The sequence below is a fragment of the Paraburkholderia diazotrophica genome (assembly GCF_038900755.1).
GTDB classification, from domain to species: domain Bacteria; phylum Pseudomonadota; class Gammaproteobacteria; order Burkholderiales; family Burkholderiaceae; genus Paraburkholderia; species Paraburkholderia diazotrophica_A.
On record NZ_JBBPEN010000006.1, the window covers coordinates 262810 to 289515 of the forward strand.

At 62.9% G+C, this 26706-nt stretch carries 24 protein-coding genes and 1 pseudogene; 10 read left to right on the forward strand and 15 right to left on the reverse strand.

Features of this window, described 5'->3' with window-relative positions; translation table 11 throughout:
• Nucleotides 1-9: 9 nt before the first annotated feature.
• Nucleotides 10-2022, forward strand: a complete 2013-nt coding sequence (locus tag AABE10_RS20765) for an acetyl/propionyl/methylcrotonyl-CoA carboxylase subunit alpha (protein WP_342935123.1) — start codon at nucleotides 10-12, stop codon at nucleotides 2020-2022.
• 28 nt (nucleotides 2023-2050) lie between these two features.
• On the opposite strand, the gene AABE10_RS20770 is transcribed toward AABE10_RS20765, so the two are convergent.
• The 7 genes from AABE10_RS20770 to AABE10_RS20800 all read right to left on the reverse strand — a co-directional run bounded on the left by AABE10_RS20770 (nucleotide 2051) and on the right by AABE10_RS20800 (nucleotide 9603).
• Nucleotides 2051-2839, reverse strand: a complete 789-nt coding sequence (locus tag AABE10_RS20770; RefSeq protein WP_342935124.1) for a phosphate/phosphite/phosphonate ABC transporter substrate-binding protein — start codon at nucleotides 2837-2839, stop codon at nucleotides 2051-2053.
• Nucleotides 2840-2913: 74 nt separating this feature from the next.
• Entirely contained in the window at nucleotides 2914-3741 is an 828-nt protein-coding gene (locus AABE10_RS20775; protein WP_342935125.1) for an ABC transporter permease, read from the reverse strand.
• A 54-nt stretch (nucleotides 3742-3795) separates the two neighbouring features.
• Nucleotides 3796-5052 (reverse strand): ABC transporter permease, encoded by a 1257-nt coding sequence (locus AABE10_RS20780; RefSeq protein ID WP_342935126.1) that lies wholly within the window; start codon nucleotides 5050-5052, stop codon nucleotides 3796-3798.
• A 39-nt stretch (nucleotides 5053-5091) separates the two neighbouring features.
• Nucleotides 5092-6147 carry an ABC transporter substrate-binding protein gene (locus AABE10_RS20785; RefSeq protein ID WP_342935127.1) on the reverse strand — a complete coding sequence of 352 codons (1056 nt, stop codon included), beginning with the start codon at nucleotides 6145-6147 and terminating at the stop codon, nucleotides 5092-5094.
• A 2-nt stretch (nucleotides 6148-6149) separates the two neighbouring features.
• On the reverse strand, nucleotides 6150-7352 hold the full coding sequence (locus tag AABE10_RS20790) for an ABC transporter ATP-binding protein (protein WP_342935128.1): 1203 nt from the start codon (nucleotides 7350-7352) through the stop codon (nucleotides 6150-6152).
• 44 nt (nucleotides 7353-7396) lie between these two features.
• Nucleotides 7397-8548: an SRPBCC family protein gene (locus AABE10_RS20795; protein WP_342935129.1), complete on the reverse strand. Its 1152-nt coding sequence runs from the start codon at nucleotides 8546-8548 to the stop codon at nucleotides 7397-7399.
• A 131-nt stretch (nucleotides 8549-8679) separates the two neighbouring features.
• Nucleotides 8680-9603: a LysR family transcriptional regulator gene (locus tag AABE10_RS20800; RefSeq protein ID WP_342935130.1), complete on the reverse strand. Its 924-nt coding sequence runs from the start codon at nucleotides 9601-9603 to the stop codon at nucleotides 8680-8682.
• Nucleotides 9604-9822: 219 nt separating this feature from the next.
• Between AABE10_RS20800 and AABE10_RS20805 the strand changes: the two genes are divergently transcribed.
• From AABE10_RS20805 to argE, 4 genes are read left to right on the forward strand one after another with little or no spacing between them, the layout of a single operon-like run.
• Nucleotides 9823-11181: an NAD(P)/FAD-dependent oxidoreductase gene (locus AABE10_RS20805; protein ID WP_342935131.1), complete on the forward strand. Its 1359-nt coding sequence runs from the start codon at nucleotides 9823-9825 to the stop codon at nucleotides 11179-11181.
• Entirely contained in the window at nucleotides 11181-11612 is a 432-nt protein-coding gene (locus AABE10_RS20810) for a RidA family protein (RefSeq protein ID WP_342935132.1), read from the forward strand. The genes AABE10_RS20805 and AABE10_RS20810 overlap by 1 nt, the downstream gene beginning before the upstream one ends.
• Nucleotides 11613-11622: 10 nt before the next feature.
• On the forward strand, nucleotides 11623-12300 hold the full coding sequence (locus tag AABE10_RS20815) for a DUF1028 domain-containing protein (protein ID WP_342935133.1): 678 nt from the start codon (nucleotides 11623-11625) through the stop codon (nucleotides 12298-12300).
• On the forward strand, nucleotides 12293-13468 hold the full coding sequence (argE, locus tag AABE10_RS20820; RefSeq protein ID WP_342935134.1) for an acetylornithine deacetylase: 1176 nt from the start codon (nucleotides 12293-12295) through the stop codon (nucleotides 13466-13468). Before AABE10_RS20815 ends, argE begins: the two co-directional genes overlap by 8 nt.
• Nucleotides 13469-13574: 106 nt before the next feature.
• Here argE and AABE10_RS20825 read toward each other — a convergent pair whose 3' ends face one another.
• From AABE10_RS20825 to AABE10_RS20840, 4 genes are all read right to left on the reverse strand, one after another.
• Nucleotides 13575-15014, reverse strand: coding sequence for a sialidase family protein (locus AABE10_RS20825; protein WP_342935135.1), 1440 nt, complete (start codon nucleotides 15012-15014; stop codon nucleotides 13575-13577).
• A 497-nt stretch (nucleotides 15015-15511) separates the two neighbouring features.
• Nucleotides 15512-16840, reverse strand: a complete 1329-nt coding sequence (locus tag AABE10_RS20830; RefSeq protein ID WP_342935136.1) for an MFS transporter — start codon at nucleotides 16838-16840, stop codon at nucleotides 15512-15514.
• Nucleotides 16841-16925: 85 nt separating this feature from the next.
• Nucleotides 16926-17906, reverse strand: coding sequence for a 4-hydroxythreonine-4-phosphate dehydrogenase PdxA (locus AABE10_RS20835; protein WP_342935137.1), 981 nt, complete (start codon nucleotides 17904-17906; stop codon nucleotides 16926-16928).
• 98 nt (nucleotides 17907-18004) lie between these two features.
• Nucleotides 18005-18934: a LysR family transcriptional regulator gene (locus AABE10_RS20840; RefSeq protein ID WP_342935138.1), complete on the reverse strand. Its 930-nt coding sequence runs from the start codon at nucleotides 18932-18934 to the stop codon at nucleotides 18005-18007.
• Between the two features lie 113 nt (nucleotides 18935-19047).
• Between AABE10_RS20840 and AABE10_RS20845 the strand changes: the two genes are divergently transcribed.
• From AABE10_RS20845 to AABE10_RS20855, 3 genes and pseudogenes are all read left to right on the forward strand, one after another.
• Nucleotides 19048-19557, forward strand: a complete 510-nt coding sequence (locus AABE10_RS20845) for a hemerythrin domain-containing protein (RefSeq protein ID WP_342935139.1) — start codon at nucleotides 19048-19050, stop codon at nucleotides 19555-19557.
• Nucleotides 19558-19613: 56 nt separating this feature from the next.
• Nucleotides 19614-20810 carry a 5-demethoxyubiquinol-8 5-hydroxylase UbiM gene (gene ubiM / locus AABE10_RS20850; protein ID WP_342935140.1) on the forward strand — a complete coding sequence of 399 codons (1197 nt, stop codon included), beginning with the start codon at nucleotides 19614-19616 and terminating at the stop codon, nucleotides 20808-20810.
• A gap of 51 nt (nucleotides 20811-20861) precedes the next feature.
• A pseudogene (locus AABE10_RS20855) lies at nucleotides 20862-21089 on the forward strand (IclR family transcriptional regulator domain-containing protein); the annotation flags it as partial.
• Nucleotides 21090-21161: 72 nt separating this feature from the next.
• Here the strand turns inward: AABE10_RS20855 and AABE10_RS20860 are convergent.
• On the reverse strand, nucleotides 21162-21911 hold the full coding sequence (locus AABE10_RS20860; protein ID WP_428983367.1) for a DUF899 domain-containing protein: 750 nt from the start codon (nucleotides 21909-21911) through the stop codon (nucleotides 21162-21164).
• A 309-nt stretch (nucleotides 21912-22220) separates the two neighbouring features.
• Between AABE10_RS20860 and AABE10_RS20865 the strand changes: the two genes are divergently transcribed.
• Complete coding sequence (locus tag AABE10_RS20865; RefSeq protein WP_342935142.1) at nucleotides 22221-22763, forward strand: helix-turn-helix transcriptional regulator; 543 nt, start codon at nucleotides 22221-22223, stop codon at nucleotides 22761-22763.
• The gene (locus tag AABE10_RS20870) at nucleotides 22763-23176 is read left to right on the forward strand and encodes a VOC family protein (RefSeq protein ID WP_342935143.1); all 414 of its coding nucleotides are present in this window, start codon (nucleotides 22763-22765) and stop codon (nucleotides 23174-23176) included. Before AABE10_RS20865 ends, AABE10_RS20870 begins: the two co-directional genes overlap by 1 nt.
• Before the next feature lie 106 nt (nucleotides 23177-23282).
• On the opposite strand, the gene AABE10_RS20875 is transcribed toward AABE10_RS20870, so the two are convergent.
• The 3 genes from AABE10_RS20875 to AABE10_RS20885 form a co-directional block, all read right to left on the reverse strand.
• Nucleotides 23283-24422, reverse strand: a complete 1140-nt coding sequence (locus AABE10_RS20875) for a GGDEF domain-containing protein (protein WP_342935144.1) — start codon at nucleotides 24420-24422, stop codon at nucleotides 23283-23285.
• A 386-nt stretch (nucleotides 24423-24808) separates the two neighbouring features.
• Complete coding sequence (locus AABE10_RS20880; RefSeq protein ID WP_342935145.1) at nucleotides 24809-25807, reverse strand: fatty acid desaturase; 999 nt, start codon at nucleotides 25805-25807, stop codon at nucleotides 24809-24811.
• Between the two features lie 139 nt (nucleotides 25808-25946).
• Nucleotides 25947-26696, reverse strand: a complete 750-nt coding sequence (locus tag AABE10_RS20885) for a CDP-diacylglycerol diphosphatase (protein ID WP_342935146.1) — start codon at nucleotides 26694-26696, stop codon at nucleotides 25947-25949.
• Between the last annotated feature and the right edge of the window lie 10 nt (nucleotides 26697-26706).

A 26706-nucleotide genomic window follows, 5' to 3' on the forward strand; every position in this document is an offset into this window, starting at 1 on the left:
AGACACCTCATGTTCAACAAGATCCTGATTGCGAACCGGGGCGAAATTGCCTGCCGCGTCGCCGCGACCTGCAAGCGGCTCGGCATCACGAGCGTCGCGGTCTATTCCGACGCCGACGCGAACGCGAAGCACGTCGCCGCATGCGACGAAGCGGTGCACATCGGCGGATCGACGGCGGCCGAGAGTTATCTGCGCGTCGAACGCATCATCGAAGCGGCGCTTGCGACGGGCGCACAGGCTGTTCATCCCGGCTACGGCTTCCTGTCGGAGAACGAGGACTTCGCGCACGCGTGCGAAAAGGCGGGCATCGAGTTCATCGGGCCGCCCGTTGAGGCGATTGCCGCGATGGGCTCGAAAGCAGCCGCAAAGGCGCTGATGCATTCGGCCGCCGTGCCGCTCGTGCCGGGCTATCACGGCGACGATCAGAACGCCGATCTGCTGCATCGACAGGCCGACGAAATCGGCTATCCCGTGTTGCTGAAGGCGAGCGCGGGCGGCGGCGGCAAGGGCATGCGCGTCGTCGAGCGCACGGAAGATTTCGAGGCCGCGCTCGCGTCGTGCAAGCGCGAAGCGGCGAGCAGCTTCGGCAACGACCGCGTGCTGATCGAAAGGTATCTGACGCGGCCGCGCCACGTCGAAGTGCAGGTGTTCGCGGACAAGCACGGCGGCGCTGTGTATCTGTTCGATCGCGACTGCTCGGTGCAGCGACGCCATCAGAAAGTGCTCGAAGAAGCGCCTGCGCCGGGATTGCAGCCGCATGTGCGGCGTGCGATGGGCGAGGCGGCCGTCGCGGCGGCGCGCGCGGTGAACTACGTCGGCGCGGGCACGGTCGAGTTCATCATGACGGCGGGCGGCGAGTTCTACTTCATGGAGATGAACACGCGCCTGCAAGTCGAGCATCCCGTCACGGAGATGGTCACGGGCCAGGATCTCGTCGAATGGCAGCTGCGCGTTGCGTCGGGCGAGCCGCTGCCGCTTGCGCAGGACCAGTTGAAGATCGAAGGCCATGCGATCGAAGCGCGTATCTACGCCGAGCATCCCGCGCGCGGTTTCCTGCCGTCGACGGGCACGTTGAAGCATCTGCGCATGCCGGAAGGCGTCGAGTTCTCGCTCGGCTTGGGCGGCGAACGCGCGCCTGTGCGCATCGACAGCGGCGTGCGCGAAGGCGACACGATCACGCCCTTCTACGACCCGATGATCGCGAAGCTGATCGTGCACGGCGCGAGCCGCGACGAAGCGTTGAAGCGCATGAGCCATGCGTTGCGCGACTGCGAAGTGGTCGGGCCGCATACGAACGTCGAGTTCCTGCAACGGATCATAACGAGCGTGCCGTTCTCGACGGGCGACCTCGACACGGGTTTGATCGAGCGTCATCGCGATGCGCTGTTCGCGCCCGTCGCGAAGCCGTACCGCGAAGCGCTGGCGCTCGCTTGCGGCGCGCTGATGACGCGCGAAGGCGGGGTCGCGCACGGCGCGTCGCCGTGGGATGCGCTGTCGCACTGGCGCCTGAACGGCGGCTATACGCAGACGCTCAACTGGCGCGACGTCGAAAAAGAGTCTGCATTTACAGCGGTTTTCTCGCGCGATGGCGAATCGCGGACGCTTACGCACGATGGCATGACGGAGCCGTTCAGATGGTGGACGGGCGCGGGCAAGCATGAATACGGCGCGACGATCGGCGACGCGCACGTGACAGGCCGTGTGTTCATCGACGGCGATACGTTCCATGTGTTTTGCCGCGGCGAAGCGCTGGCGTTCGAATGGCAGAACCTGCTCGCGCATGCAGCCGATGCCGAGCACGGCGAAGGACGTCTCACCGCGCCGATGCCCGGCAAGGTGATCGCGGTGCTGGTCGAAGAGGGCGCCGTCGTCGAGAAGGGACAAGCGCTTATCGTGATGGAAGCGATGAAGATGGAGCACACGATCGGCGCGCCCGCAGCGGGCAAGGTGGCGGAGGTGCTGTACGGCGTCGGCGATCAGGTCGCCGACGGTGCGCAGCTGCTGGTGCTCGACGTCGAATAACGCACAGATAACGCTTAGATACTCGACGTCATGCGAGGCGCGCGTAGTTCGCTACGCGCGCCTCGTTTTCCATATGCGCGATGCAGTCGTACGCTTCGCGCGGCAACACCGAAAAGCCCTTGAGCCGCAGGCGTCGCGCACGCGCAGGCTGTGTCGCGATGGCGTGATTGAGCGCGACGCGCAGGGCGCCGATCTGTTCGCTCGATATGTTCTTCGACGCGATCAACGGCAAGCCCGTCGAGGCGCCCGCATAGCCGATTTCCTTCACCGCGCGTGCGAGCTGCGGATACGCGTCGCGCACGAACGCCATCGTCACGCAATCGATCGCGGCGATGTCCGCGCGGTTGTCGGCGAGCGCGCGAAGCGAGCCGAGATGCGAGCCCGTCTCCAACGTCGCGCCGAAGAACCGGCCCTTGTGAGCGAGCGGCGCAACCGCGTGCCGCAACGCGTTGTAGCCGCTGTTCGAATCGGTGGAGTTGTATGCGGCACGCGCGCCGCGACATGCGTCGAGAGAATCGTACTGCGCGCTGGCCCGGGTGACGAGCACGCTCGAATACGTCGCGCCCTCGCAGCCCGGCGCGTCGAAATGCGGTGTCGCGATCAGTTGCACATGCTCGTGCAGGCCGAGCACGTACGGATAGCCGCATGTCTGCGAGATCAGCAGGCCGGGTTGACGCCAGAACGCATGCAGATCGTCCGGCTCGACGATTAGCGTGGCTGGATCGACATGCTTTAGTACGTCTTTGAGCAGCGCGTGCCAGTCGGCCGCGAGCGCGGGCGACACGTTGTACATCGGCAGGGCGGCGATTGCGTTCATGCCTGCGATTCTAAGCGCGGACGGGCCGTGACGGGTCGATGCCTCCAATGTCCGGATGAAATGAAACGTGCGGCTCACGCAAACGAGCGGCTAGCTGCCGCAGCGCGCTTGCGTAACCAGTTCATGCACGCAAACAGCGCGATGGCGAATGCCATCAGCAGTGTGGCGACGGCAAGAATCGACGGGTCGATCTGCTCGCGGATGCCGCTCCACATCTGCCTTGGCACGGTGCGCTGGTCCGGGCCGCCGATAAACAGAATGACGACCACTTCGTCGAATGAAGTCGCGAACGCGAACACGCTGCCCGTCGCGACGGCGGGCGCGATCAGCGGAAGCGTGACGCGGCGGAATGCGACCCACGGCGGCGCCCCCAGTCCCGACGCGGCGCGAAGCAGGCTCTGGTCGAACGACAGCAGCGACGCCGTCACCGTGACGACGACGAACGGCGTGCCGAGCGCGGCATGCGCAAGCACGACGCCGAGGTATGAATTCACGAGGCCGAGCGGCGAAAAGACGAGATAGAAGCCCGCCGCGACGACCACGATGGGCACGATCATCGGCGACACGATGACGGGCATGATGACCGAGCGGAACGGAAACTGCGCGCGGCTCAAGCCGAGCGCGGCCAGCGTGCCGAGCACCGTCGCGATCAGCGTCGATGCCGCGCCGATGCCGATGCTGTTCACGAACGCGCGCTGCCAGTCCGGCGAACCGAGCGCCTGCGCGTACCAGCGCAGCGAGAAGCCCTGCATCGGATACGAGAAAAACGAGCCGGAGTTGAACGACAGCGGCACGATTGCAAGGATCGGCGCGACCAGGAAAAAGAACATGGTTGCGCAATGCACGCGTAGCCCCGCGCCGGCGATGCGCTCCGAAAGTAGCTGCGTGCGTCCGTCTTTCATGTGAATCCGCCTGTCGATGAGCGATACGGAGTGATCGTCGCGCCTCGCTGCGTGCTAACCGAAGCGCAAGCGGTCGATCCCGACCAGCCTGTTGAAGATGAAATAGAACACGGCCGTGAAGACGACCAGATAGCACGACAGCGCCCCCGCGAGGCCCCAGTTGAGCCGCTCGTTGGTCTGCGACGCGATCAGCTGGCTGATCATTTCGTCGCCGGCGCCGCCCAGCAACGCGGGGGTGATGTAATAGCCGAGCGCGAGCACGAAGACGAGAAAGCATCCCGCGCCGACACCCGGCAGCGTCTGCGGAATGTAGACGCGGACGAAAGCCACGGCCGGATGCGCACCGAGCGATTTCGCCGCGCGCATGTACACGGGCGACACATTCTTCATCACCGAGTAGATCGCGAGGATCATGTACGGCAACAGAATGTGCGTCATGCCGATCAGCACGCCGGTGCGGTTGAAGATGAGCGGCAGCGGATGGCTGACGAGCCCGAGACGCGTCAGTGCGCTGTTGATCACGCCGCCCGGTTGCAGCAGCACATACCACGCGGTCGTGCGCACGAGCAGCGAGGTCCAGAACGGCACGATCACGAAGAGAATCAGGCGGTTGCTTTGCTTGTCCGGCAATGTCGCGAGCAGATACGCAACCGGGTAGCCGAAGAGCAGGCACAGCAGCGTGACCGTCGCGCTGATCGTCACGGTGCGTCCGAAGGCGGCGCGGTAGACGGCGCTGTCGGCTGCGACGGGCGCAACCGAGCCGTCGGGTGCGACTTGCGCGTCGACGGCGTTCAGCAAATAGTCGGGTGTCGGCGAAACGGACGCGCGCTTGAGCAGACGCCAGGTTTCCGCTTCGTTCCAGCGCGCATCGAGATAGACCAGCGCAGGCTTCCATTGCGCGGGTGTCTGCGAACGCGTGGCGCGCGCCGTCTTGAAGAGCAGGCTGCGGAATTCCGGCTGATAAAAGTTCATGCGCCGCGCGATGTTGCCGAGCTGGCCGTTTTCGCCCGCACGCTTCAGGTCGTGCGCGAGCGCGGCAAATGCCGGCTCGCCGGGCACGCCCGCGCCATTCCATGCGGCCAGCGCCGCACTCAGTTCGGGCATGCCGTCACGCACTTCGGGGTTCTGCACGCTGCGGCCGAGCAGGCTCGCGATCGGCGCAACGAACGTCACCAGCAGAAAGACGAGCAGCGGCAACGCGAGCAGCAGCGCGCGCATCGCAGCCTTGCGGCGCACGGCGCGAAACGACTCGCGATCCGCGGCACGCGGGCCGCGGCCAAAAGGAGCAGTGGTCGGCAGCGGCGTGTTCATCGTCGTGAATCTCTCTGATGACGTCTTTGCGCGCTGGCGTTACTGCGTGAGCCAGTTCTGAAAGCGCTTGTTGATCGCGTCGGCGTTGTCGGCCCAGAACGTCGCATCGATTTGCAGCGGACGCTTGAAGTTCTCCGGCGCGGTCGGCAGGTCGTTCAGGCGCGCCTTGTCGATCAGCGCAATCGCGTTCTTGCGCGGCGGCGCGTAGGCGATGTACTTCGACAGGTCCGCGTAGGCTTGCGGCGTCGAGGCCGACACGATGAATTTCTGCGCCGCCTCGGCATGTTTCGCGCCGCTGACCACGGCCCACCATTCGTAGTCGTACACCTGCGCGTCCCAGACGATCTTGAACGGCTTCTTGTCCTTGTGAACGGCATCGTCGATGCGGCCGTTGTAGGCCTGCGTCATCACGACCGCGCCGTCGGCGAGCAGCTGCGGCGCCTGCGCGCCCGCTTCCCACCAGACGATGCTCGACTTGATCGTATCGAGCTTCTTGAATGCGCGATCGACGCCGGCGGGCGTGCCCAGCGTCTTGTAGACGTCCTTCGGCGCGACGCCATCGGCGATCAGCGCCCACTCCATCGCCACCTTCGGCGACTTGCGCATGCCGCGCTTGCCGGGGAATTTCTTCAGGTCGAAGAAATCGTTGATGCTGGTCGGCGCCGTTTTGAGCTTGCTGGTGTCGTACGCATAGACCGTGGACCACACCATCGCCGCAACCGCGCAGTCGCTCAGCGAGCCCGGCAGAAAGTCGCTGGTGCTGCCCAGCGACGCCTTGTCGAACTTCGCGATCAGGCCCTCGTCGCATGCGGTGATCGCGTCGTTGGTTTCGAGGTCGATCAGATCCCACGTCGGGTTCTTCGCCTGTTCCATCGCCTGCAGCTTCGCAAGTCCGCCGTCGTACGATTCGGTTGCGAACTGATCGCCCGTTTTCGCGGTGAACGGATCGAACCACGCCTTTTTCGCGGCGGCTTCATAGGCCCCGCCGAACGTGACGACGGAAATCGTATCGGCCGCGTGAGCCGTAGCGGCAGCGAAGACACCTAGCGCGCACGCCGCGACGGTGGTCCGGAATAACGAAATGTTGGTTTTCATTTTCAGTTGACTCCTGCGATGAGTGGCGAGGCGGACGAGGAACGGAAAGTGGCGGGGCGGGTTGCGCTGTCAGAGGGTCCGGCGGCGCGCAGGACTTCGGCTGCGGGCAGCACCTTGCAGTCGTCGCGATGCCAGGTCACGGCCGTCTGATGACCTGGCGCGGGCAGATCGCGGTGCTGCGTATTCGGCACCTTGACGACCACGGTTTCGCCGTGGCCGAGCTTCAGATGAACGCGATGATGGTCGCCGCAATAAACGAGTTCTTCCACGTGCGCATGCAAGACGTTCATGTTCCGTCGTGACGCTTCCTGCTCGGCGTCGGGCGTCGCCGCGATGTGCGCGCGCTCGGGGCGCAACGCCAGCATCGCGTGATCGCCGATCGCGAGTCCCGCGCCCGCGCGTCCATAGACGGTGCTGCCGTCGGCGAGCTGCATCGCGGCCCATTCCCCGTTGTCCGGAATCACGCGGCCCGTCAGTCCGTTGTTCTCGCCGACGAAATTGGCAACGAATGCGTTCGCCGCGTTTTCGTAGAGTTCGGTCGGCGTGGCCGCCTGCTGGATGCGCCCATCGGAGAACACGGCGACGCGGTCCGACATCGTCAACGCTTCGTTCTGGTCGTGCGTCACATAGACGATCGTGAGCGATAGTTCGCGATGGAGCCGCATGATTTCATATTGCATGTTTTCCCGTAGCCGCTTGTCGAGCGCGCCGAGCGGCTCGTCCATCAGCACCACGCTCGGCTCGAACACCAGCGCGCGTGCAAGCGCGACGCGCTGCTGCTGGCCACCCGACAGTTGCGATGGACGCCGTCCCGCCAGATGCGATAGCTCCACCATGTCGAGCACGCGCATCACGCGCGTCTTCTGCTCGCTGCGGCTCACTCTGCGCACGGACAACGGGAAGGCCACGTTCTCGGCGATCGTCATGTGAGGGAAAAGCGCATAGTTCTGGAACACCATGCCGATATCGCGCTGATGGGGCGGCTTGTCGTCGAGACGCTTGCCCGCGAGGCGGATCTCGCCGCGCGTTGGCGATTCGAAACCGGCGAGCATCATCAGCGTCGTGGTCTTGCCCGAACCCGATGGCCCGAGCAACGAGACGAACTCGCCGCGCGCGACGTCGAGATCCAGTCCTTCGACCACGCTATGCACGCCGTCATACGATTTGCTGACGCCCGCGAAGGAAATAAATGGTTGGCTTGACATGGGTGGCTCGGCAGAGTGTTGGCAGTCCATGCGAGGCGTCGATGTCACATCGCGCCGAGGCGTCCCGCGAGATAGCGTGCGAAGTCGTAGTTCGGCCGCTCGAGATGGCTCAGATTGCCGGGCTTCGCGAGCGGCGCGTGCACGCCGCGAAACACGGCCTCGACGCCGCGCCTGTCCTCGGCGTTCACTTCGTCGAGCAGCGTCTTGAGCGTCGCCATGTAGTCGGCTGCTTTCGGATCGTCGATGAATTCAGGCGCAAGGCCGCCGCCAAACTGGATATGCACGCGGCCCACGCCCTGCGGCTGCAGGATCAGATACCAGAAGTAGCCGGGCGTCAGCGTGATCAGATGCGTCGGATAGATCGCCAGCAACGCCGTGGTCCGGCGCCAGTGGCCTTGCAGGCGCGTGTTGCCGGGATGCGCGTTGCCGATCGGCAGCGAAGCTTCCTTCGTGATCCAGTGATAGTTGAACGCGGGAAAGCCCGGCGGGCATTCCATTTCTTCGAGCTTCGAATGCGGGCCGACCGTTGCGCGATGCAGCATCGGCAGGTGATAGCTCTCCATGAAGTTTTCCGCGAGGATCTTCCAGTTGGTGTTCCACACGTGCTCTTCGTGGAAGGTCTCGACGTAATCGCCCATGCCGTACGGCTCGATCAGCTTCGTCAGACCGGCGAGGTGCGCGTTCACGGGCGGCGCGTCCGCGTTAAGCGTCACATAGATCCAGCCTTGCCATGTCTCGCAGCGCACCGCGGGCAGCCTGTATTGTTCCTTGCAGAATCCCGCTTGCCGATCCATCAGCGGCGCGCCCGCGAGCGCGCCGTCGAGCGTGTAATTCCACGCGTGATACGGGCAGACGATGCGGCGCACGTTGCCGCGTCCTTCGAGCAGTACCGACATCCGGTGCAGGCAGACATTCGAGAACGCACGCAATTCGCCGTTGACATCGCGCAACACGAAGATGGGCTGATCGTCGATCGTCCCGGTCAGATAGTCGCCATGGTTCGCGAGCGCGCTCGCGCGGCCCATGCACAGCCACTCGCTGCGAAAAACATCACGCCGTTCGAGTGCGAGAAACGCCTCCGACGTATAGACAGCGGGAGGCATCGAGTGCGCGTCCTCGAACGGGCGCGCGCAGTTCTCGCGCAGATTGCGAACGACGTCGAGCCCATTGGTCGTCGGAGTGGGAAGAGCTGCCATGCGGCCTCCGTGTCAGCGTGTGTATCGCGATGAACTCCAATCTAACAATCCAAATTTCAAGTCAAAATACTGTTTTTGGATGCACTGAATAGCCTGGTGCTATGCAGCGCTTCTGCCCGCTTCCATTACTTCTATTCGATGTGCAGGCGGCGAATGTATGTTTCGCAGAATGCCGAGAAGCGTTTGACGATTTCGCGCGGCTTCATGCCGCCGGATCGCGCGATGCCGAGCGTGGTGGCGTTCACGTTCTCCTTGAAGCGCTTGGTCACGAAGTCCTCGCCGTCGACGGTCCGGTTCGACTTGAGCGGGAAGTTAAGGATGCTGTAGCCGAGTCCATTGGCGACCATGCCGCGCACCACTTCGGGCTGCGACGAACGGAAGGCCGCGGTGGGGCGGCTGCCGACCGCATCGAATAGTGCCGAGAAGTACTCCCGGCTATGCGGAAGGTCCAGCATCACATAAGGCTCATGAAGCAGATCGGCGAGCGATACCTTGCGTGCCCGCGCAAGGCGGTGCGTCTTTGGCAGGATCACATAGGGCGGCAGCGAAAGCAGTGGTGTAAACGCGATGCCATCGGCGATATCGAGGCTATAGGTCAGCGCAATATCGAGTGAGCCGTCGTGCAGTCCGTTCAACAGCGTGTCCTGATGGGCCTCGGTGGTCCGGAACGAGATGGCGGGATACTCCTGCACGAAGTGGCTGATGATGCCCGGCATCAGGGGCGGCGCAAGCGACACCAGGCACCCGAGCGAAATCGAGCCGGACATCCCGCCGTCCATTTCTTTGGCCGTCAATTGCAGTTCTTCGGCGTTCTTCAACAGATTGCGTGCGTGCCCCAGCAGATCGCGGCCCGGTTGCGTGAGAGACAAGCCGCTCGCGTGATGTCTGATGAAAAGCTGCACGCCGAATGACGCTTCGAGATCGGCCAGCGCCGTCGAAATCGACGGCTGCGAAATATGCAGCCGCTTGGCCGCTGCGGTGAAAGAAAGCGCTTCCGCCGCCACGACGAAGTACCGCAACTGGCGCAACGAATAACGCACCGTATGTCCGTCCATGGGTTTCGTCCAGAGCATCGTTCAAGCGCATTGTCGTCGCAATCGGGATGAACTGCATAGCCAAAAACAATGCATGGCATTTTTTGAATGTATTTTTGTTTATGGAGAGCGCGGCGTACATTGTGTCCGGACAGTGACCGGGCGTGACATTCGCTGCGTTCTTGCACTGCGTCATGGAAGAGGCGCCTGAGTCGGAGTGCTTTTCAAAAGGAGACAGCCATGACGGCTGAACGGTTGTCGATCGACACACTGGTAATCGGCGCGGGTCAGGCGGGCATCGCGATGAGCGAGCATCTGGGCAAACTGGGTGTGCCGCATGTCGTACTGGAGCGTGACCGCATCGCCGAACGTTGGCGTACATGTCGCTGGGATTCGCTGGTCGCGAACGGCCCGGCCTGGCACGACCGTTTCCCCAATATGGAGTTCGAAGGACTCGATCCCGATGCGTTCGCTGCCAAGGATCGTGTCGCCGACTACTTCGAAGCCTATGCGCGCAAGTTCGACGCGCCGATCCGCACGGGCGTCGAAGTGACGAGCGTTGCGCGACGGGCGGGGCGTCCGGGCTTCACGATCGAAACGTCCGATGGCGTGATCGAAGCGAATCGCGTGGTCGTCGCAACGGGGCCGTTCCAGCGTCCCGTCATTCCGCCTATCGCACCGCAAGACCCGAATCTCACACAGCTTCATTCCGCGGGCTATCGCAACCCCGCGCAACTGCCGGAGGGCGCCGTGCTTGTCGTCGGTGCGGGTTCTTCCGGCGTTCAGATCGCGGACGAACTGCAACGCTCGGGCCGCAAGGTGTATTTGTCGGTGGGCGCGCACGACCGTCCGCCACGCGCCTATCGCAATCGCGATTTCTGCTGGTGGCTGGGCGTGCTCGGCGAGTGGGACAAGGAAGTCGCCACGCCGGGACGCGAGCACGTGACCATCGCGGTGAGCGGCGCATACGGCGGCCAGACGATCGATTTCCGCAGGCTCGCGCATCAAGGGATGACGCTGGTCGGTCTCACGAAATCGTTCGACAACGGCGTCGTGTCTTTCGAACAGGACCTCGCCGCGAATCTGAAGCGCGGCGACGAAAACCTGATGTCGCTGCTCGATGCGGCCGACGCCTATGTTGCGCGCACCGGCATCGACCTGCCCGAAGACCCCGACGCGCGCGCTATTCCGCCCGACCCGGAATGCGTGACTCATCCGCTCGCCGAACTCGATCTGGCGAAGGCGGGAGTGAACGCGATCATCTGGGCCACCGGCTATGCCGTCGACTTCAGCTGGCTGCATGTGGATGCGTTCGACGCGAAGGGCAAGCCGCAGCATCAGCGTGGCGTGTCGAAAGAGCCGGGCCTGTATTTCCTTGGCTTGCCGTGGCTCTCGCGTCGCGCGTCGTCGTTTATCTGGGGCGTCTGGCACGATGCGAAGCATATTGCCGATCACATCGTCACGCAGCGCAAATACCTCGCGTATCGCGATGCATCGCAGCGTCAGCAGGACGCGCGGCGCACGCATGATGACAACGCAAGCGATGCCGCGCCCGACGAGCCTCACGCACGGAAGGTCAACGAAATGGGAGTGAATTGATGCCGACGCATACCCGCATCCGCATGTTCAATACGAAAGATACCTACCCGAACCAGTCGCTCGACAACGATCTTTGCCAGGCTGTTCGCGCGGGCAATACGGTCTATGTGCGCGGCCAGGTCGGCACGGATTTCGAAGGCAACCTGATCGGCCTCGGCGATCCGCGCGCGCAGGCCGAGCAGGCGATGAAGAACGTCAAGCAGTTGCTCGACGAAGCGGGCAGCGATCTGTCGCACATCGTCAAGACGACGACGTACATCATCGATCCGCGTTATCGTGAGCCCGTGTATCAGGAGGTCGGCAAATGGCTGAAGGGCGTGTATCCGATTTCGACAGGGCTCGTCGTCAGCGCGCTCGGCCAGCCGCAGTGGCTGATGGAAATCGACGTGATCGCGGTGGTTCCGGACAACTGGCATCCCGCGCAGGCGTAAGGAGCGACTCATGACATTCTCGATCGTCGGACGCTGCGACAAGACGGGCCAACTCGGCATCGCCATCAGTTCGTCGAGCATTTCGGTGGGCGCGCGTTGTCCGTGGGCGCGCGCGCGGGTCGGCGCGGTGGCCACGCAGAATGTCACGCTGCCGGCGCTCGGTCCGCAGATTCTGGATCTGATCGAACGCGAACAGCTCACGCCTGACGCGGCACTACAACGCGCGTTGAGCGCGAGCGAATGGAGCGAGTACCGGCAGGTGACAGTGATCGACGGTCAGGGCCGAACCGCGATGTTCACGGGCAAGGAGGCGCTCGGCGTGCATCACGCTGTCGCTGGAAAGCAGTGTGTCGGGGCGGGCAATCTGCTCGCCGGCCAGCACGTGATCAATGCGATGGTGAAGGCGTTCGAGAGCGCGCAAGGCACGCTCGCCGATCGGCTGGTGCAGGCGCTGCACGGCGCGATCGAAGCGGGCGGCGAAGCGGGGCCCGTGCATTCGGCCGCGCTCAAGGTCGTCGATGCGCAAGTCTGGCCCGTCGTCGATCTGCGCATCGACTGGGCCGACGATGATCCCATCGGCCGGCTCGATGCGCTGTGGCAAGCGTATCGGCCGCAGATGCAGGACTACTTCGTGCGCGCACTCGATCCGACCACGGCGCCACGCTATGGAGTGCCGGGCGATGAGTGAGTTGTCGAGCCGTGATCTGCTGGAACGGCTGATCGGATTCGCGACGGTCAGCCGCGATTCGAATCTGGAACTGATCGCGTTCATGCAGCAATATCTCGCGGACCTGGGCGTGGAGAGCGAACTCTTTCACAACGCCGAGCGCACCAAAGCCAATCTGTTTGCCACCATCGGTCCGCAAGATCGTGGCGGCATCGTGCTGTCCGGTCATACCGATGTGGTGCCCGTCGACGGGCAGGCGTGGACCGTGGAGCCTTTCCGTCTCACGCAGAAAGACGGGCGCCTGTACGGACGCGGCACGGCCGACATGAAGGGCTATATTGCGTCCGTGCTGGCGGCCTTGCCCGCTTTTCTGAAGCAGAAGCTGGAACTGCCCGTTCATCTCGCGTTCTCGTACGACGAGGAAGTGGGTTGCCTCGGCGTGCGGCCGATGCTCGCCGAACTCGAAAAACGCGTGCACAAGCCGCGTCTGTGCCTGATCGGTGAGCCCACTGCGCTGAGGCCGGTGCTCGGGCACAAAGGCAAGCTCGCAATGCGCTGCCATGTGAAGGGCGCGGCATGTCATTCGGCGTACGCGCCGCAGGGCGTCAACGCGATTCAATATGCGGCGCGGCTGATCAACCGGCTGGAAGAAATCGGCGACGAACTCGCGCAGCCAGAGCATCACGACGCGCGTTTCGATCCGCCGTTTTCGACGGTGCAGACGGGTGTCATCAAAGGCGGACGCGCGCTGAACATCGTGCCCGCGGAGTGCGAGTTCGACTTCGAGGTGCGCACCGTGCCCGGTTTCGACGCTAACGTCGTCGCGGATAAGCTGCAAGCCTATGCGAAAGCCGAACTGCTGCCGAAGATGCGCGCGGTGCAAGCCGATACGGGCATCCGCTTGCAGGCACTGAATGCCTATCCGGGCCTTGCGACTTCACCCGATAGCGACGCCGCGCGCCTGCTCGCGTTGCTGAGCGGATCGAATGCATTCGAAACGGTGGCCTTCGGCAGCGAAGGCGGATTGTTCACGCAGGCAGGCATTCCGGCCGTGGTCTGCGGACCCGGCAGCATGGACCAGGGCCACAAGCCGGACGAGTTCTTGACGGTCGAGCAACTGGACCAATGCGACGCGATGCTGATGCGCCTGGCGGAGCATCTTCGGAGCGAGAAGAAGCGACCGCAATAAGAACGCGATGCTGTCGACGGAGCGGCGATGGTCTTGAAACCATCGCCGCTCCGCGTACTCCATTTCGCCGATACCTCAGGCCCGCGTTCAGACACGACGCTGCGAACTATGGCGCTGCGAATACATCGGTGGGGTTAGCGGTATTGCCCGAGTTCGTTTGCACGAAGAACGGCACGAAGTTCGTTCCCCGCACGTCTAGGCCCTGGTAGTCGCCCACGAAATAGCCTTCCGCGAAAGGCGCCGTTCTCATATCGAATGGGCCGGCCACCTTTGCTTCGCCGCCGAAGCTCTGTCCGCCATTGGTCGATGTCGTGCGCCAGATGTTGGTGGGCAACGTCGTCATGTTTCCGGCCTCCAGGTCGCGAAGATCGTAGTAGGTGACGGCGACCGTGCCGGCGGAGTTCACGCGAATGGACGGATTGAAAGCGGCACGCCCCGTCGGCGTGTTGACATGGACGGGGCTGCTCCAGGTTTTCCCGCCGTCGGCGGACGTGGACAGCGCAATCTCGTCAAACTGGCCGCCATTGAAGCGCGAGTCCTGCCAGACAACGTAAAGCTGGCCTGTCGTCGGATCGATTGCGGGCTCGGGAATGATATCGCCGGTACGCAAAGGCTCATTCGTATTCGGGTCCGTGACACCGACGGTTCTCAAGTCGGCGATGATCTGTGGCTTCGTCCATGTTGCGCCATCGTCGGTCGACTTGATGAATGCGACCTTGTTGGCCGTCACGCTAAAGGGCGGCGTGATCAGATTGAAAAAGTCATAGAGGGTTCCTTTCTGCGAATCGACGACGATCTGATTGCCGATAGTCTGTTGCCGCGACGGAACCTTCACGATGACGGAAGGCGAGCTCCATGTCTTGCCGCCGTCCACGGTCTTCGAAAAGTAAGCCGGTCCGCGGTAAGCGGCCGTGTGCAGGTTCGCGTACGGATTGCCATTCGGCAACTCGAGCCGGTCCCATACTGCGTACGCGACGCCCGCTTTGATCGGATTGGCCGTGACCGACTCCTTGTCGTTGAAGAACTGCACTGTCGGTTCGTTGTCGGCGATGAGCACGCTCAGGTTTCCCCACGTGATGCCGCCATCCGTCGACACTGCCGCAGCCACTGCATTGTTGTTATTGGACTGGTTGAAGGAAATGGATACCGAATACGCGGTGCCGTCCGGTCCGATCGACACCCATGGGTCCGACGCGCGCTCATACCCGAGTCCGTTTGCGCATGCGCTAAATGGAAGATTGGTCTGCTTCCACGTCTGGCCGCCATCGAAAGAGTAGCCGGCGACGAGACCGTGTGCGCCGCCATTGTCCCAGCGGTCCTGTTGCCATGCACCGATCAGATTCGACTGATTGGCGGGATTGACGGCCAGCCACGGTTCGACCTCGGCGTTCACGAAGTTCTTGCCGGGTCCGCCGATCGTGCAGTTTGCAAACGGGCTGGGTGTAGCGGAAACGAGAATGGGGGCAGCCAGGCTCGTTGTACTCGCGGCGAACGCGAGCACCAGTGTTGTCCCTGACAGAAGTACATTGGATGTGTTGCGACGCATGAAAGCCCTCTCTTTTCATTTGCGGTCTGCAACAGACGCGACGGTAGCTTCCGAGGCTGCACATGCGCTACCCATCCGGCTGCTGCATGCCACCAGCGGTGAAAACCGACACCGCGTCGGTTACGGCTCTATCACAACTTCGAGGTCTGCTTCTGTCGTCGGGAGGCAGTACTTTGCTTTGGCCGCCCGCCGTTTTACAGCTGATTATCGTCAGCCGAATGCAATGGACTTTAGGTCGCGGCAGCATTTGTAGCAAGAATCTTTTGTGACGGCGAGGGTATTTGCCTGGCGTTACGGAACATCGATACGCCATTCAAAGAGATCTGCGGCTTTGGAAGTGCGCGTGATGATTCGACGTTTGAAGTCGCTAAAGAAAGGACTTTAAATGTTCTCAAACTGCGAGTTGTTCTCATGCTATTCGGAGTGGATGCTTTTCGACGTATGTGCTTTGCGATCCACTCCTGATCCACTCTCTCGTTTAACGCCAGTGAAACGGATCAACGTTCAGGATTAGCAAATCGTGGCGACGCGGGAACGGCGTTTGCTCTCGAATCGACGCCGTCACCAATGCCGATATCCGGCCGGATTTTCAACGTCATCACCGCGCCGAGCAGCAGGAACAGCAGCGATCCCACGAAAGGCAAACTCCAGTTGCCCGTCGCATCGATCACCGCGCCGAACACCACGGGCGAGATGATCGTGGCGATGGCCGCACCCGTGTTGAGCATGCCGCTCGCCGTTCCTGCATGGCTCGATGCCACATCCATCGGTACGGCCCAGATCGGTCCGATCGTCAGTTCGAGCATGAAGAACGCGCCGGACAGGCATAGCGTGACGATGGTCAGGTCCCGGCTGATCATCACCGGAATCATGAAGACGAAGGCCCCGAGCAGACTGAATGCAATCACGCCCTGGCGCGCGAACTTGAGGTTGCCCGTACGCTTGAGCACCCGGTCGCTGAGGAAGCCGCCGAGCACGTCGCCCACCACGCCGGAGAGGAACACGCCTGAAGAGAACACGGCGGATTGCTTGAGATTCAATCCATAGCCATGCAGGAAGAAGAGCGGCACCCAGCTAAAGAACAGCGTGTTGCTCCACACCTGGCAGAAGTACACGAAGATGGCGGGCGACATCCGGCGCAGGATGCGGCGCCACGGCGTGCCGCCCGATTCCTTCGTCTTGCCGGCGACACTCAAGGGCAGGCACTCCAGTTCGGCCTCGTTGATGCGCCGGTGTTCGCGCGGATCGTCGCGGTAGTACAGCATCCAGACGATGATCCACACGGCCGTGAAAGCGCCGACGATGATGAACGACAGACGCCACGAATAGAGCGTCGCGAGCAACGCGACGAGCGTCGGCGCGGCGGCATTGCCGAGTCGCGACGACGAATGCGTGATGCCCTGCACGAAGCCGCGGTCCTTCGTGTTGAACCAGTTCGCAATTGCGCGCGCCTGAGCAGGCAGCGCCGCGCCTTCGCCGATGCCGAGCAGCAGACGCGCCGCGCACAGCGACGCAAGACCGCCGACCAGACCCGTTGCGATCGTTGCGACGACCCAGATCGAGCCGCAGATCAGCAACGTGCGGCGCGCGCCCATGCGATCGGCGAGCCAGCCGCCGATGATCTGAAAGATTGCATACGTATAGCCGAACGCCGAGAAAGCGACGCCCAGCGTGGTATTCGACAAGCCGAGTTCGGCTTTGATCGGGCCGGCTGCAGCAGCGAGATTGACCCGATCGAGATACAGGATGAACGACATCGCGCACAGCAGCGCGAGCACGGCTTGCTGAACGTGCGTACGTGGGGAACGCGTCGATTGCGGATTCATGTCTCCTCCGTGAATTGCCGGCTCGCGCGCTGCGCGCGCGGCCAGTCTGAATTAATTGTTCGTGAGGGCGAGCGAGCGTCGCCGCTCAGACGACGGCGGCCTGCCGCGAGCGCGCCATGCGGCACGCGACATCGAAGGCGCGCGCCATCGCCGTGCCGCTCGCCTTGCCCTTGCCGACGATGTCGTATGCCGTGCCGTGCGCGGGTGTCGTCACGGGAATGGGCAGGCCGCCTTCCACGGTCACGCCCACGTCGAAGCCGAGCAGCTTGGTCGCTATCTGCCCCTGGTCGTGGTACATCGTGACGATGCCGTCGAGTTCGCCGGCTCGCGCGCGCAGAAAGATCGTGTCTGCCGGATAAGGTCCCGTCGACGGGAAGCCTTGCGATGCGGCGAGCGCGATGCCCGGTTCGATGATCTCGCTCTCTTCGCTGCCGTAGTTGCCGTGATCGCCGTTGTGCGGGTTGAGCCCGCATACGCCGATTCGCGGCGCTTCGTTGCCCGCTGCGCGAAGTGCTTGCGTAAGCATCTGGATCGCGTCGGCCACGGCTCGCGGCGACAGTCGCGCGGACACTTCCCTGAGCGGGAGATGCGAGGTGACGCGCGCCGTCCATAGCGGTTCGAGCACGTTGAGTTCACCGCATACGCCCTGGTGATCCAGCAGCTTCGCAAACCAGCGCATCTCGTCTTCTTCGTTCATGCCGCCTGCGCGCAGCGCGCTCTTGTTGAGCGGGCCGAAGCAGACGGCATCGGCGCGCCGATTGTCTACATACTGCACGGCAAGACGCAGCGAATCCAGCATGAAGCGGCCGCTCGCCTCGCTGATGACGCCCGGCGCGAACAGCGCATCGCTGCCTGCCCACAATGGAATATCGAGCCAGTCGGCGGCGCGCGGCAATTCGACGCCGGCGGCCGACGCGCCGCGCGCGATCGCATCGCGATTGCCGATGAGCGTGACGTGCGCCTTCTGGCGCGTGGAAGGATCGGCAAGCAGACGCGCGATGATTTCGGCGCCGATGCCAGCGGGATCGCCGATGCTAAGCGCGATTCGAACGGGTTGTGCGGACATGGAACTCCAGCAGCGGGAACGATGGGAGCGCAACCTTTCCAGGCGGCGACGACGCCTACGATAAAAAGGATCGGACGCGCACGCCATCGCTCATTGAGCTACGCAGGTTTCGAATTCTGCGAAACCGGCGCCGCGAGGAGTTCGATTACGGAGAGAGCGGACGAGGAGATGGATTCGGGCGGAAGGTTGCACAGCAGGAATTGCCGCGTCGCCCACGGGCCTTCGATCGGCAGCATGCGGAATCGTTTGCCGCTCGCCAGCACGCGCGCGACACCGAGCGGCATCACGCCGATGCCGACGCCTGCGGCGACCATCGCCGTCATGCTGTCGAAGCTGCCGACGCGGATGCGCATATGCAGCATGCGATCACTCTGGTTCGCGAGACGGCCGAGCGCGAGCGAGATCGCGGAACCTTCCGTCAGGCCGATCACGTCGTAGGCGAACAGGTCGTGCAGCGTGACCTGCTCGAGTCCGGCGAGGGGATGACCGGCCGTCGTCAGCACGACGAGCCGGTCCTCGCGATAGGGTTGCGTCGGAAGATCGAGGCGCCCCAGCGACGCCTCGTAGATGCCGATATCGACCACATTGCGCGACAGCGCCTGCATCACGCCATGACTGTTCAGTTCTTGCAGATCGACGCGGATGCCGGGATAGATCGCATGGCATCGCTGTATGTCTTCTGCGAGAAACTGAAGCACCGCCGAGGTACAGGCTGCAATCTTCACGACGCCGCGATCGCCCTGGCGGAACGCGGACGCATCGTCGTGCATGCGCACGGCCGAGTGAATCATGCTGCGCGCGTGCGCGAGCAAGGTTCGGCCTGCGTCCGTGAGCGTCATGCCGTGAGGGCGGCGCTCGAACAACGCGACACCGAATTGCGCTTCCAGTTCGCTGATCCGCCTCGATGCCGCTGCGGGTGCGAGCGCGAGACGGTCCGCTGCTTTCGTCACGGCGCCCAGTTCGGCCGTTGCTTCGAATAGACGGAGCGTCGTGAGATCGAATCGTAGGTTCTCTGCCCGGCGAGTCATTGGAGTGAAGTAGTGGGAATCGCGCCAATTGTATCGTCGCGGATAAATGTATTGACGGCGACATCTTTCATGAAGATTCTCAAGCGTCCATTAAACCATCAATGATTTGACGCTTGATCGAGATCAGCGGAGGAATTGCAGTACTTTGCTATCTTCATTTCTCTCCCAAAAGGCCATACCCGCTGCTTCGAGTTCCCGCTATGTCGACATCCGCAATGCAATGCGCGCCAGTACTTCCTCCCGATCTGCAACTGGGAGAACCGATAACCGACGCAACGCACAGCGAGTTTATTCGCCTGCTCGACCTCGCGGACGCCGCCACTGACGAATCGCTCATCGCTTCGCTCGACGTTTGGATCGAGCACACCAGGGAACACTTCGCACAGGAAGAATCGTGGATGGAAGCATTGGACTTCGGCGCGCGTCATTGCCATGCGGGCCAGCATCGTCACGTGCTGCATGTGGCCGACCTGGTGCGCACGGAAATGGCGGACAACGGCCGCTTCGACGTGGGCCGGCAGCTGTTGGGCGAATTGCGCGTGTGGTTCGCGCATCACGTGAAAACGATGGATGCGATGATGGTCGTCTACATGCAGGAACACAGCATTCCTCAGGCTGCATGAACGGCACGCGAGCCACGCTCCCGATTCACGCAACTTCAGACCAGTCATTCGCTTATATGGCAAACGACATCCTTATCGTGGGAGCAGGCCCTGTCGGGCTATGCCTCGCGCACTCGCTCAGTGGCCTCGGCCTGCGAATCACACTGATCGAGCAGCAGCCTTTGAATGAAATCAGCGACCCGAAATTCGATGGCCGCGAAATCGCGCTGACTCAAAAGTCGGTTCGATTCATGCAGCGATGGGGTCTCTGGGATCTCATCGACCCGGATTCACGTTCTCCGCTTCGCCGCGCGAAGGTATTCAATGGCTCGTCGCTGTCCGCGCTGGAGATCGGGCACGAGCTGGCCGGCCACACCGAACTGGGCTGGCTGGTTTCGAATCATCTGATCCGCAAGGCCGCTTATGACGCGGTACATCGCAGCATTGCCGAGTCCCATGACATCACGCTGCTCGCGTCGGAAAGGGTGAGCAGCGTGAAGAGCGATGACGTCGTCGCCAGCGTCACATTGGAGAGCGGAAAGACACTCTCGGCAAATCTGATCATTGCAGCGGATAGCCGCTTCTCGGCGACGCGCAAGATGATGGGCATTTCAGCCGAAATGCGCGATTTCGGCAAATCGATGCTGGTGTGCCGAATGACACACGAGCAGCCTCATCAGTACACCGCGTGGGAATGGTTCGGCTATGAGCAGACGCTTGCGCTGCTGCCGATGAATCCGGATCGGTCGACGAACGCGCATCAGTCTTCAGTGGTGCTCACGCTGCCCGGGTGCGATGCGACGCGCGTTGCATCGCTCGATCCTGACGAATTCAGCGCAAACGTCGAACAGAGATTCGCGCGGCGGCTCGGCACGATGAGACTGGCGAGCACGCGTCATCTGTATCCGTTGGTCTCCGTTTATCCCGCGCGATTCGTCGGAAAGCGCTTCGCGACAGTGGGCGACGCCGCCGTCGGCATGCATCCCGTGACCGCGCACGGGTTCAACTTCGGACTGACGAGTGTCGAGACCCTATGCAAAGAAATCGTCGCCGCGCATAGAAACGGCTTCGATGTGGGCGCCGAGTCCGTCTTGAGCCGCTACGGAGATTGCCATCGCCGTGCGACCAGACCGCTCTATCTCGCCACTCGCCTTGTCACCGACATCTATACGAACAGCAGCGTTCCAGCGAAGCTGGCGCGAAGCATCATGCTGCGCGCCGCTTCGTTCGCGATGCCTTTCAGAAAAGCGATTGCGGCTTCGTTGACCGGCTAGGCATGTCCTATGCGGCCGTCTTTCTGCGTAAGCCCGCTTGCACCACATTTCCGCATCGTGCAGATCCCCAAGCAGGGCTATGCGCTTACGGAGGATGAGCATTTCGTCAGCGACATCGCGACGGCCGCGGCGATCACGAACGCGCATGGGCGCGGCATCGGCGCGCTGAACATCGCAGTGGCGAGATCGCGATGGCAAGCGGACTGCGACGAAAAGCGCTTTGCCGATCTGGTCATTTCCACGGCTTCGGCTATTTCGACGCGGCGTCGTATCGAATAGCTTTGGCAACCGATGGCGGCCCGTCACAACGGTCCTGACCGTTCAGCGAGGAACGCCATCGGACGGGTCGGTTCACGGCTGCCCGTTCGTCTGCTGGTTCCTGAACGCGGCTTCTCCGGCATCCGACACCTCGACCCACTTCTTGTCGGGCGGCGCGTCAGCGACATAGCTGTCGTGCCAGTTCCACCATTTGTAGGTCGGCGTCTGCGGATAGCCCTCAGGCGAATCCTCCCAGACTTCCTGCCGTCCGAGCGGCGTGATGTCGAGATAGTTCCAGGTGCCGCCCATCTGTTCGTCGCCGCGGTTGTTGATGAAATACGTGCGGAACACGCGGTCGCCGTCGCGGTAGAACACGTTCGTGCCGTGCCATTCGTCGACGCCGAAGTCGGCGTCGAAGCTGTCCGTGATGGTGAACCACGGTATCTGCCAGCCCATTCGTGCCTTCAGTCGCTCGATGTCCGCCTGAGGCGCGCGCGAGACGAACACGAGGGTCGTGTCGCGGGCGTTCAGGTGGGCGAGGTGCGCAACCTGGTCGGCCACCATCGAGCAGCCCCGGCACGCGTGGTCGGGCCAGCCGAAGACACCCGGCTCGTAGAACGCGCGGTAGACGATCAGTTGACGCCGGCCGTCGAACAGGTCCAGCAGGCTCGCCTTGCCCGCAGGCCCCTCGAATGCATATGTTTTCTCGACGGCCATCCACGGCATGCGGCGGCGCTCGGCGGCCAGCGCGTCGCGCGCGCGGGTGTGAGCCTTTTCCTTCACGAGCAACTGCTGGCGAGCCTCTTCCCACGCCTGCTGCGAAACGACGGGTGGCGTATGCATGGCGGGCTGTCCGTCTTTCGTTGCGTCCTTCGTCGTGTTTCCGGCTGATGTAATCATGGCTTTTGCAACCTCCTGATCTGGGGAAAATTCCTGCGTCGCGCGGCTGATCGCGATTTCACACAGCACGCGTCGCTGGATGTTTGCTGCCAGACAGTTTGGGCCGTTGAATCGAACGCGGGGAGTAACAAGTGTGGCGGTATTCCGGCGAACGATCCGGCGCTGGCGCGCGTCTATTGGGGCATCCTTCGCCAGGCGAGCACGCCCGGCGGGCCTTAAACTCTGCTCACATGCCATCAGATCCGAAAGCTCATGCCTCCACGCGAAAACCACAATGCCCGGCAAGCTGCCTCTTCATCCGCGCCGGCCGATGACGGCGCGTTGCAAGACCCGGTCCTGCTGCGTCGCCTGCTGCGCGCCAGGGATCGCATGGATGCTGCATCGCACGAGGCCTGGCCCGTCAGGCGCCTGGCTGAGATCAGCGGCGTATCCGAGACCCACTTCGCGCACTCGTTCAAGCGAGCGTTCGGTGTTCCTCCGCACCGATATCTGCTGACACGGCGCATCGAGCGGGCCACGAGCCTGTTGCGCGACACCGGGCTCAGCATCACGGAAATTGCATTCGCCACCGGCTGGGAGAGCTTGGGTACTTTCGGCCGCACATTCCGCGACATCACGGGCCACAGCCCCAGCGGGATGCGCGTCGAAGCGCGGGCCGCTAGCGCTCAACTCGGCCACGTGCCCGCCTGCGTGCTGATGGCGGCGCAGCGGCCGGACCTCACGATCGCAGTATTGGAGAAGCGCCGCCGCGTGGCCGAAGGTACATTCCGGACATCTATCGAGGAGGTGTCGTGATGAACCAGGGTATCAACGTGGTGGGCTTGTACGTCGACAATCAGGACGAGGCGCTTGAGTTCTATGTCGACAAACTCGGATTTCGCGTGCATACGGACGTGTGCAACGGCGACTATCGCTGGCTCACGGTCCAGCATCCGGAGCAGCCGTCGTTCCAGCTCGGCCTGTTCAGGCCCGGCCCGCCCATCCACGACGAAGCCACCGCGCAAACCCTGCGCGCGATGGTCGCCAAAGGGGCCATGCCGCCGCTCGTTCTCTCCGTGACCGATTGCCGCGCGAGCTATGAGCAATTGAAAGCGCGAGGCGTGGAATTCACCCAAGAGCCCGTGGAGCGCTTTGGCAGCGTCGACGCCGGCTTCCGCGATCCTGCGGGCAATGGCTGGAAGATGATCCAGTCTCCCGCGTCGAAGTAAAGCCATCCAGGGGCGTTCCCGCGCCGCTCTCGTGCCCTCGCACCGTCAGACGCACGCTGATGTAGCCGGCGCGCAAGGAAATCGGATCTACGCGCGTCGAACCGCTTCAAGCGGCGACCGCGCTCTTCTTCTTGTGGCGTTTGGCCTCATACATTGCGACGTCCGCCGATCCGAGCACCTTGTCGATTCCGTTGCCGACGCCAGTCACGGGCGCAATACCGATGCTGGCGCCGATTTCGATGACGACATCGTCTGCCAGACGGAACGGCCTCTCGATCTCGGCGATGACGCTGTCCGCAAAGGTGTTCGGTTCCGCCGCGCCCGGTACCTGGCCGACGATCACAAACTCGTCGCCGCCCATGCGCGCGACGAGGGCGTCCGGTCCGGCGAGCTGGCGCAGTCTCGCCGCGACCTGCACGAGCAGCTTGTCGCCGAACTCGTGTCCGTGCGCATCGTTCACCGCCTTGAAGCCGTCCAGGTCGATATAGAACAGCGGTACGCCGGTTCCGGTACGGGTGGATCTGGCGAGTTCATAGGTCGTCGCATGGAAAAGTCCTGCGCGGTTGAGCAGTCCCGTCAGGCCGTCATGGCGCGCGCGGCGATCGTTCTCGCGCTCCGCCTCCATCGTGGTAATGAGCATCGCGTTGAGCTTTCTGGCGGCGATGCTCATCGCGAACAGATAGAACGGAATCTGAACCAGCGTCAGCAGCAGCACAGGTTCGCCGGACAGCACCGCGCCAAGACAGCACGGGCCGAGCGACAGAAAGATCATGATGGCGACGAGCCGCGGCGCAGCGAAGTTCCGGAAGCAGATGCCGCCGACCATCGCCGCCGCCGAAAGGAAGGAGAGCGTCGCCGCCACCCAGTCGCCGCTGATCGAGCTGATGAACGCGCCATAGCCGACCGTCGCGCCCCATAGGGGCGCAAGAAGAATATAGAGGTCAGTGGGCGTGGACTTGCCCTGTTGCGCCCGTCGATGCGCCAGCATGAGCACGAACAGGCGAGCCACGCAGACGACGATCTCCGAGATCAGCCAGAACCGGAACAGTGCGCTCGGATGGCGGTATTCGAGCACCCAGGCAACGGCTATCGTGTTGAATACGCCACCCAGAAAAATCGGCAGCGTGCCGAACAGCGTATAGACAAGCGCCGTCCGGATCTCTTGCGGAGTGTCTCTGCCGGGGTGCAGCAGCCAGCGAGCAAGCGTGCCCCGCGGCAAGCTGAATGATTTGGTTGGATTCGTCACTTGAGCACCTGCGAATTGCCTCGCGACGATTATTTGTCGCCCCATGCGGTGACCGGGAGCGCGAAAAGGGCAGGGATCGACGTTTCCGCGGCACGTGCCGGATGTCCGTCAGCTTCAACTGGACAGCGGGATGGCCGTCCCGTGAGTGAAGCGATCGACACCGCATGACCGGTTATCGGCGCATGCGGGGGACAACTTTAGGACGGAAGCTTCAGGACGGAAACTTTCGGGCAACAAGCTCGGTTCTGCGAACGAGCGACGGGCACAAGCCAATGCACGTAGCCGCGACCACGAATCTCATCGTGTTTATCGTTTGGCCTGACGTTCGACGATCGAGGATACATGAGCTTCATGACGGAGTGCAGACCAACTGTCTCTTATCAGTTCTACCGCGATGGACGCGCGAATTCGGCGGATGCAGGCGGATTCGACCTGATGCCGTCGCGACGATCGGCGTGCGCCGGATGAGTGACGGGCACGAACGAATAGCACCTCGCCCATTCGCCATAGCCCTTTACCAGAAAGCCTCCCGAGCGTTCTATATATTGCTGGCGGGATCTTTGATAGACGTCCCGAAGCGCAAACCACGGCACATGCGGCAAGTCGTGGTGAACCAGATGGTAGTTGTTGTTCAGAAACAGCAGCCGCCAGAACCATGCGGCTTCATTGATGACCGAGCGCTCCTCGTGCGAAGCCGCAACGCGATGCTCATGGAACGAGCGCACCGAACTCAGCGCGAGCGCCGGATAGCCGACGCCCGCGATGAAGAGCCACGGCGCAATCCCGCACGCGCGATCGAGCCAGATGATCAGCACGGCAAGCGCGACAAAATGCGCGAGCCACGCGGGCACATCGGACCCGTCGCCGCGCAAAGGTTTGCGCAGTGCCTGGGTGGCCGTCGCCGCAATCGAGAACGCGGGACCGAGCAGAAGACGTCCCGCAAACGTATTGCGCGCGACGAGCAGCGCGCGCGTCAGCATACCGGCCTGGTCCCATGTTTCGACGCTCACGAAAAACGTCTCGGGATCGACCTCGGGATGCGTCAGATGCGCGTCGTCGTGATGCTGCAAATGCAGATCGCGATAGACGGCATACGGAAACCACACGGCGAGCGGCGCAAAGCCGATCAGGCCGTTGACGAGCGCCGAGCGCGTCGGATGACCGTGCAGCAGTTCGTGCTGCAAGGACATGTACCACGCGCTGAACAGCGCGAGCAGCGGCAGTGAAACGCTCAGCCCGAGCGTCTGCGAATGGCTCGCGATGAAAAACCACCCGCCGTAGATCGCGCCGATCAGGAGCCACGTCGGCCATTCGGTGCGCCATGCGAGGCGCGTGCGTTGATGCGAAAGCGCCAGACGTTGCGTGTCGTCGAGATAAATGGCCATCGGCGGATCGGTCGATTTGCAGTCGGTACGATCCTAATGGCGGGCACGCAGCGGCCGAACCAATTTGTTTGGCTAAGCTTTCGAGGAAAGCGGGTTAAGCGAACTGCGTCTGCGCGATCGGCGCGAAACGGAATCGCCTTTACTGATGCATGCCGATCTCGCAGGAATGATCGAGCAATCCTTCCGCCGTGCCGCTGCCGTCGTCGAGTTCGAGTCCGCTGTTCACGACGAGCCAGCCGTCGCTGTCCGACGGGCCCGCGCCCGTCACGAGGATGGTCTGCTGCGCCATCGCATCGCTACCCTGACGGTCGCGCGCGACGATGCGAAACGGGTCGCTGTCGCCCGTCAGCGAGAGGACACGCATCACGCGATACCGGTTGCCGTCGAGCGTCGTCCATTGCCATTTGCCAGGCTCCGACGCGCGGTAGCGCGCGAGGTGCCTGATGATGTCGTCGTGCATGCAGTCCATATGGATATGCAACTGCTGCTGCGTGCGGCGGTACTTCGAGTTGATCTCGAGTCCCAGCTGATTGGGCGGAAACGTCAGGCCGATGCGCGAGCCGACATACTGCCGCGCGTTCCACGCATCGGCCCAATACGTGGGCGCATCGGTGTCGAGCACGCTCGGGCTTTCGATGCCCATCACGCGGTCCGTCGGAATCAGCAGATATTGCGTGTTGCCGTTGATGTCCTTCAGGATCGCATAGTGTTTCGAGAGATCGACGGCCGTGCAGAAGCCGGGGCTGCCCGTCGCGCGCGCAACAGGCACGCATTGACGGTTGACGATCGACCACAGCGCGTTGGGGTCGGCGGCCGCGATGATCGCGCAGCCCGATGTGCACAGCGCGACGGCCAGCGCGGCCAGGTGTCGAAGACGTGGTCGGAGCATTGGAGCATGT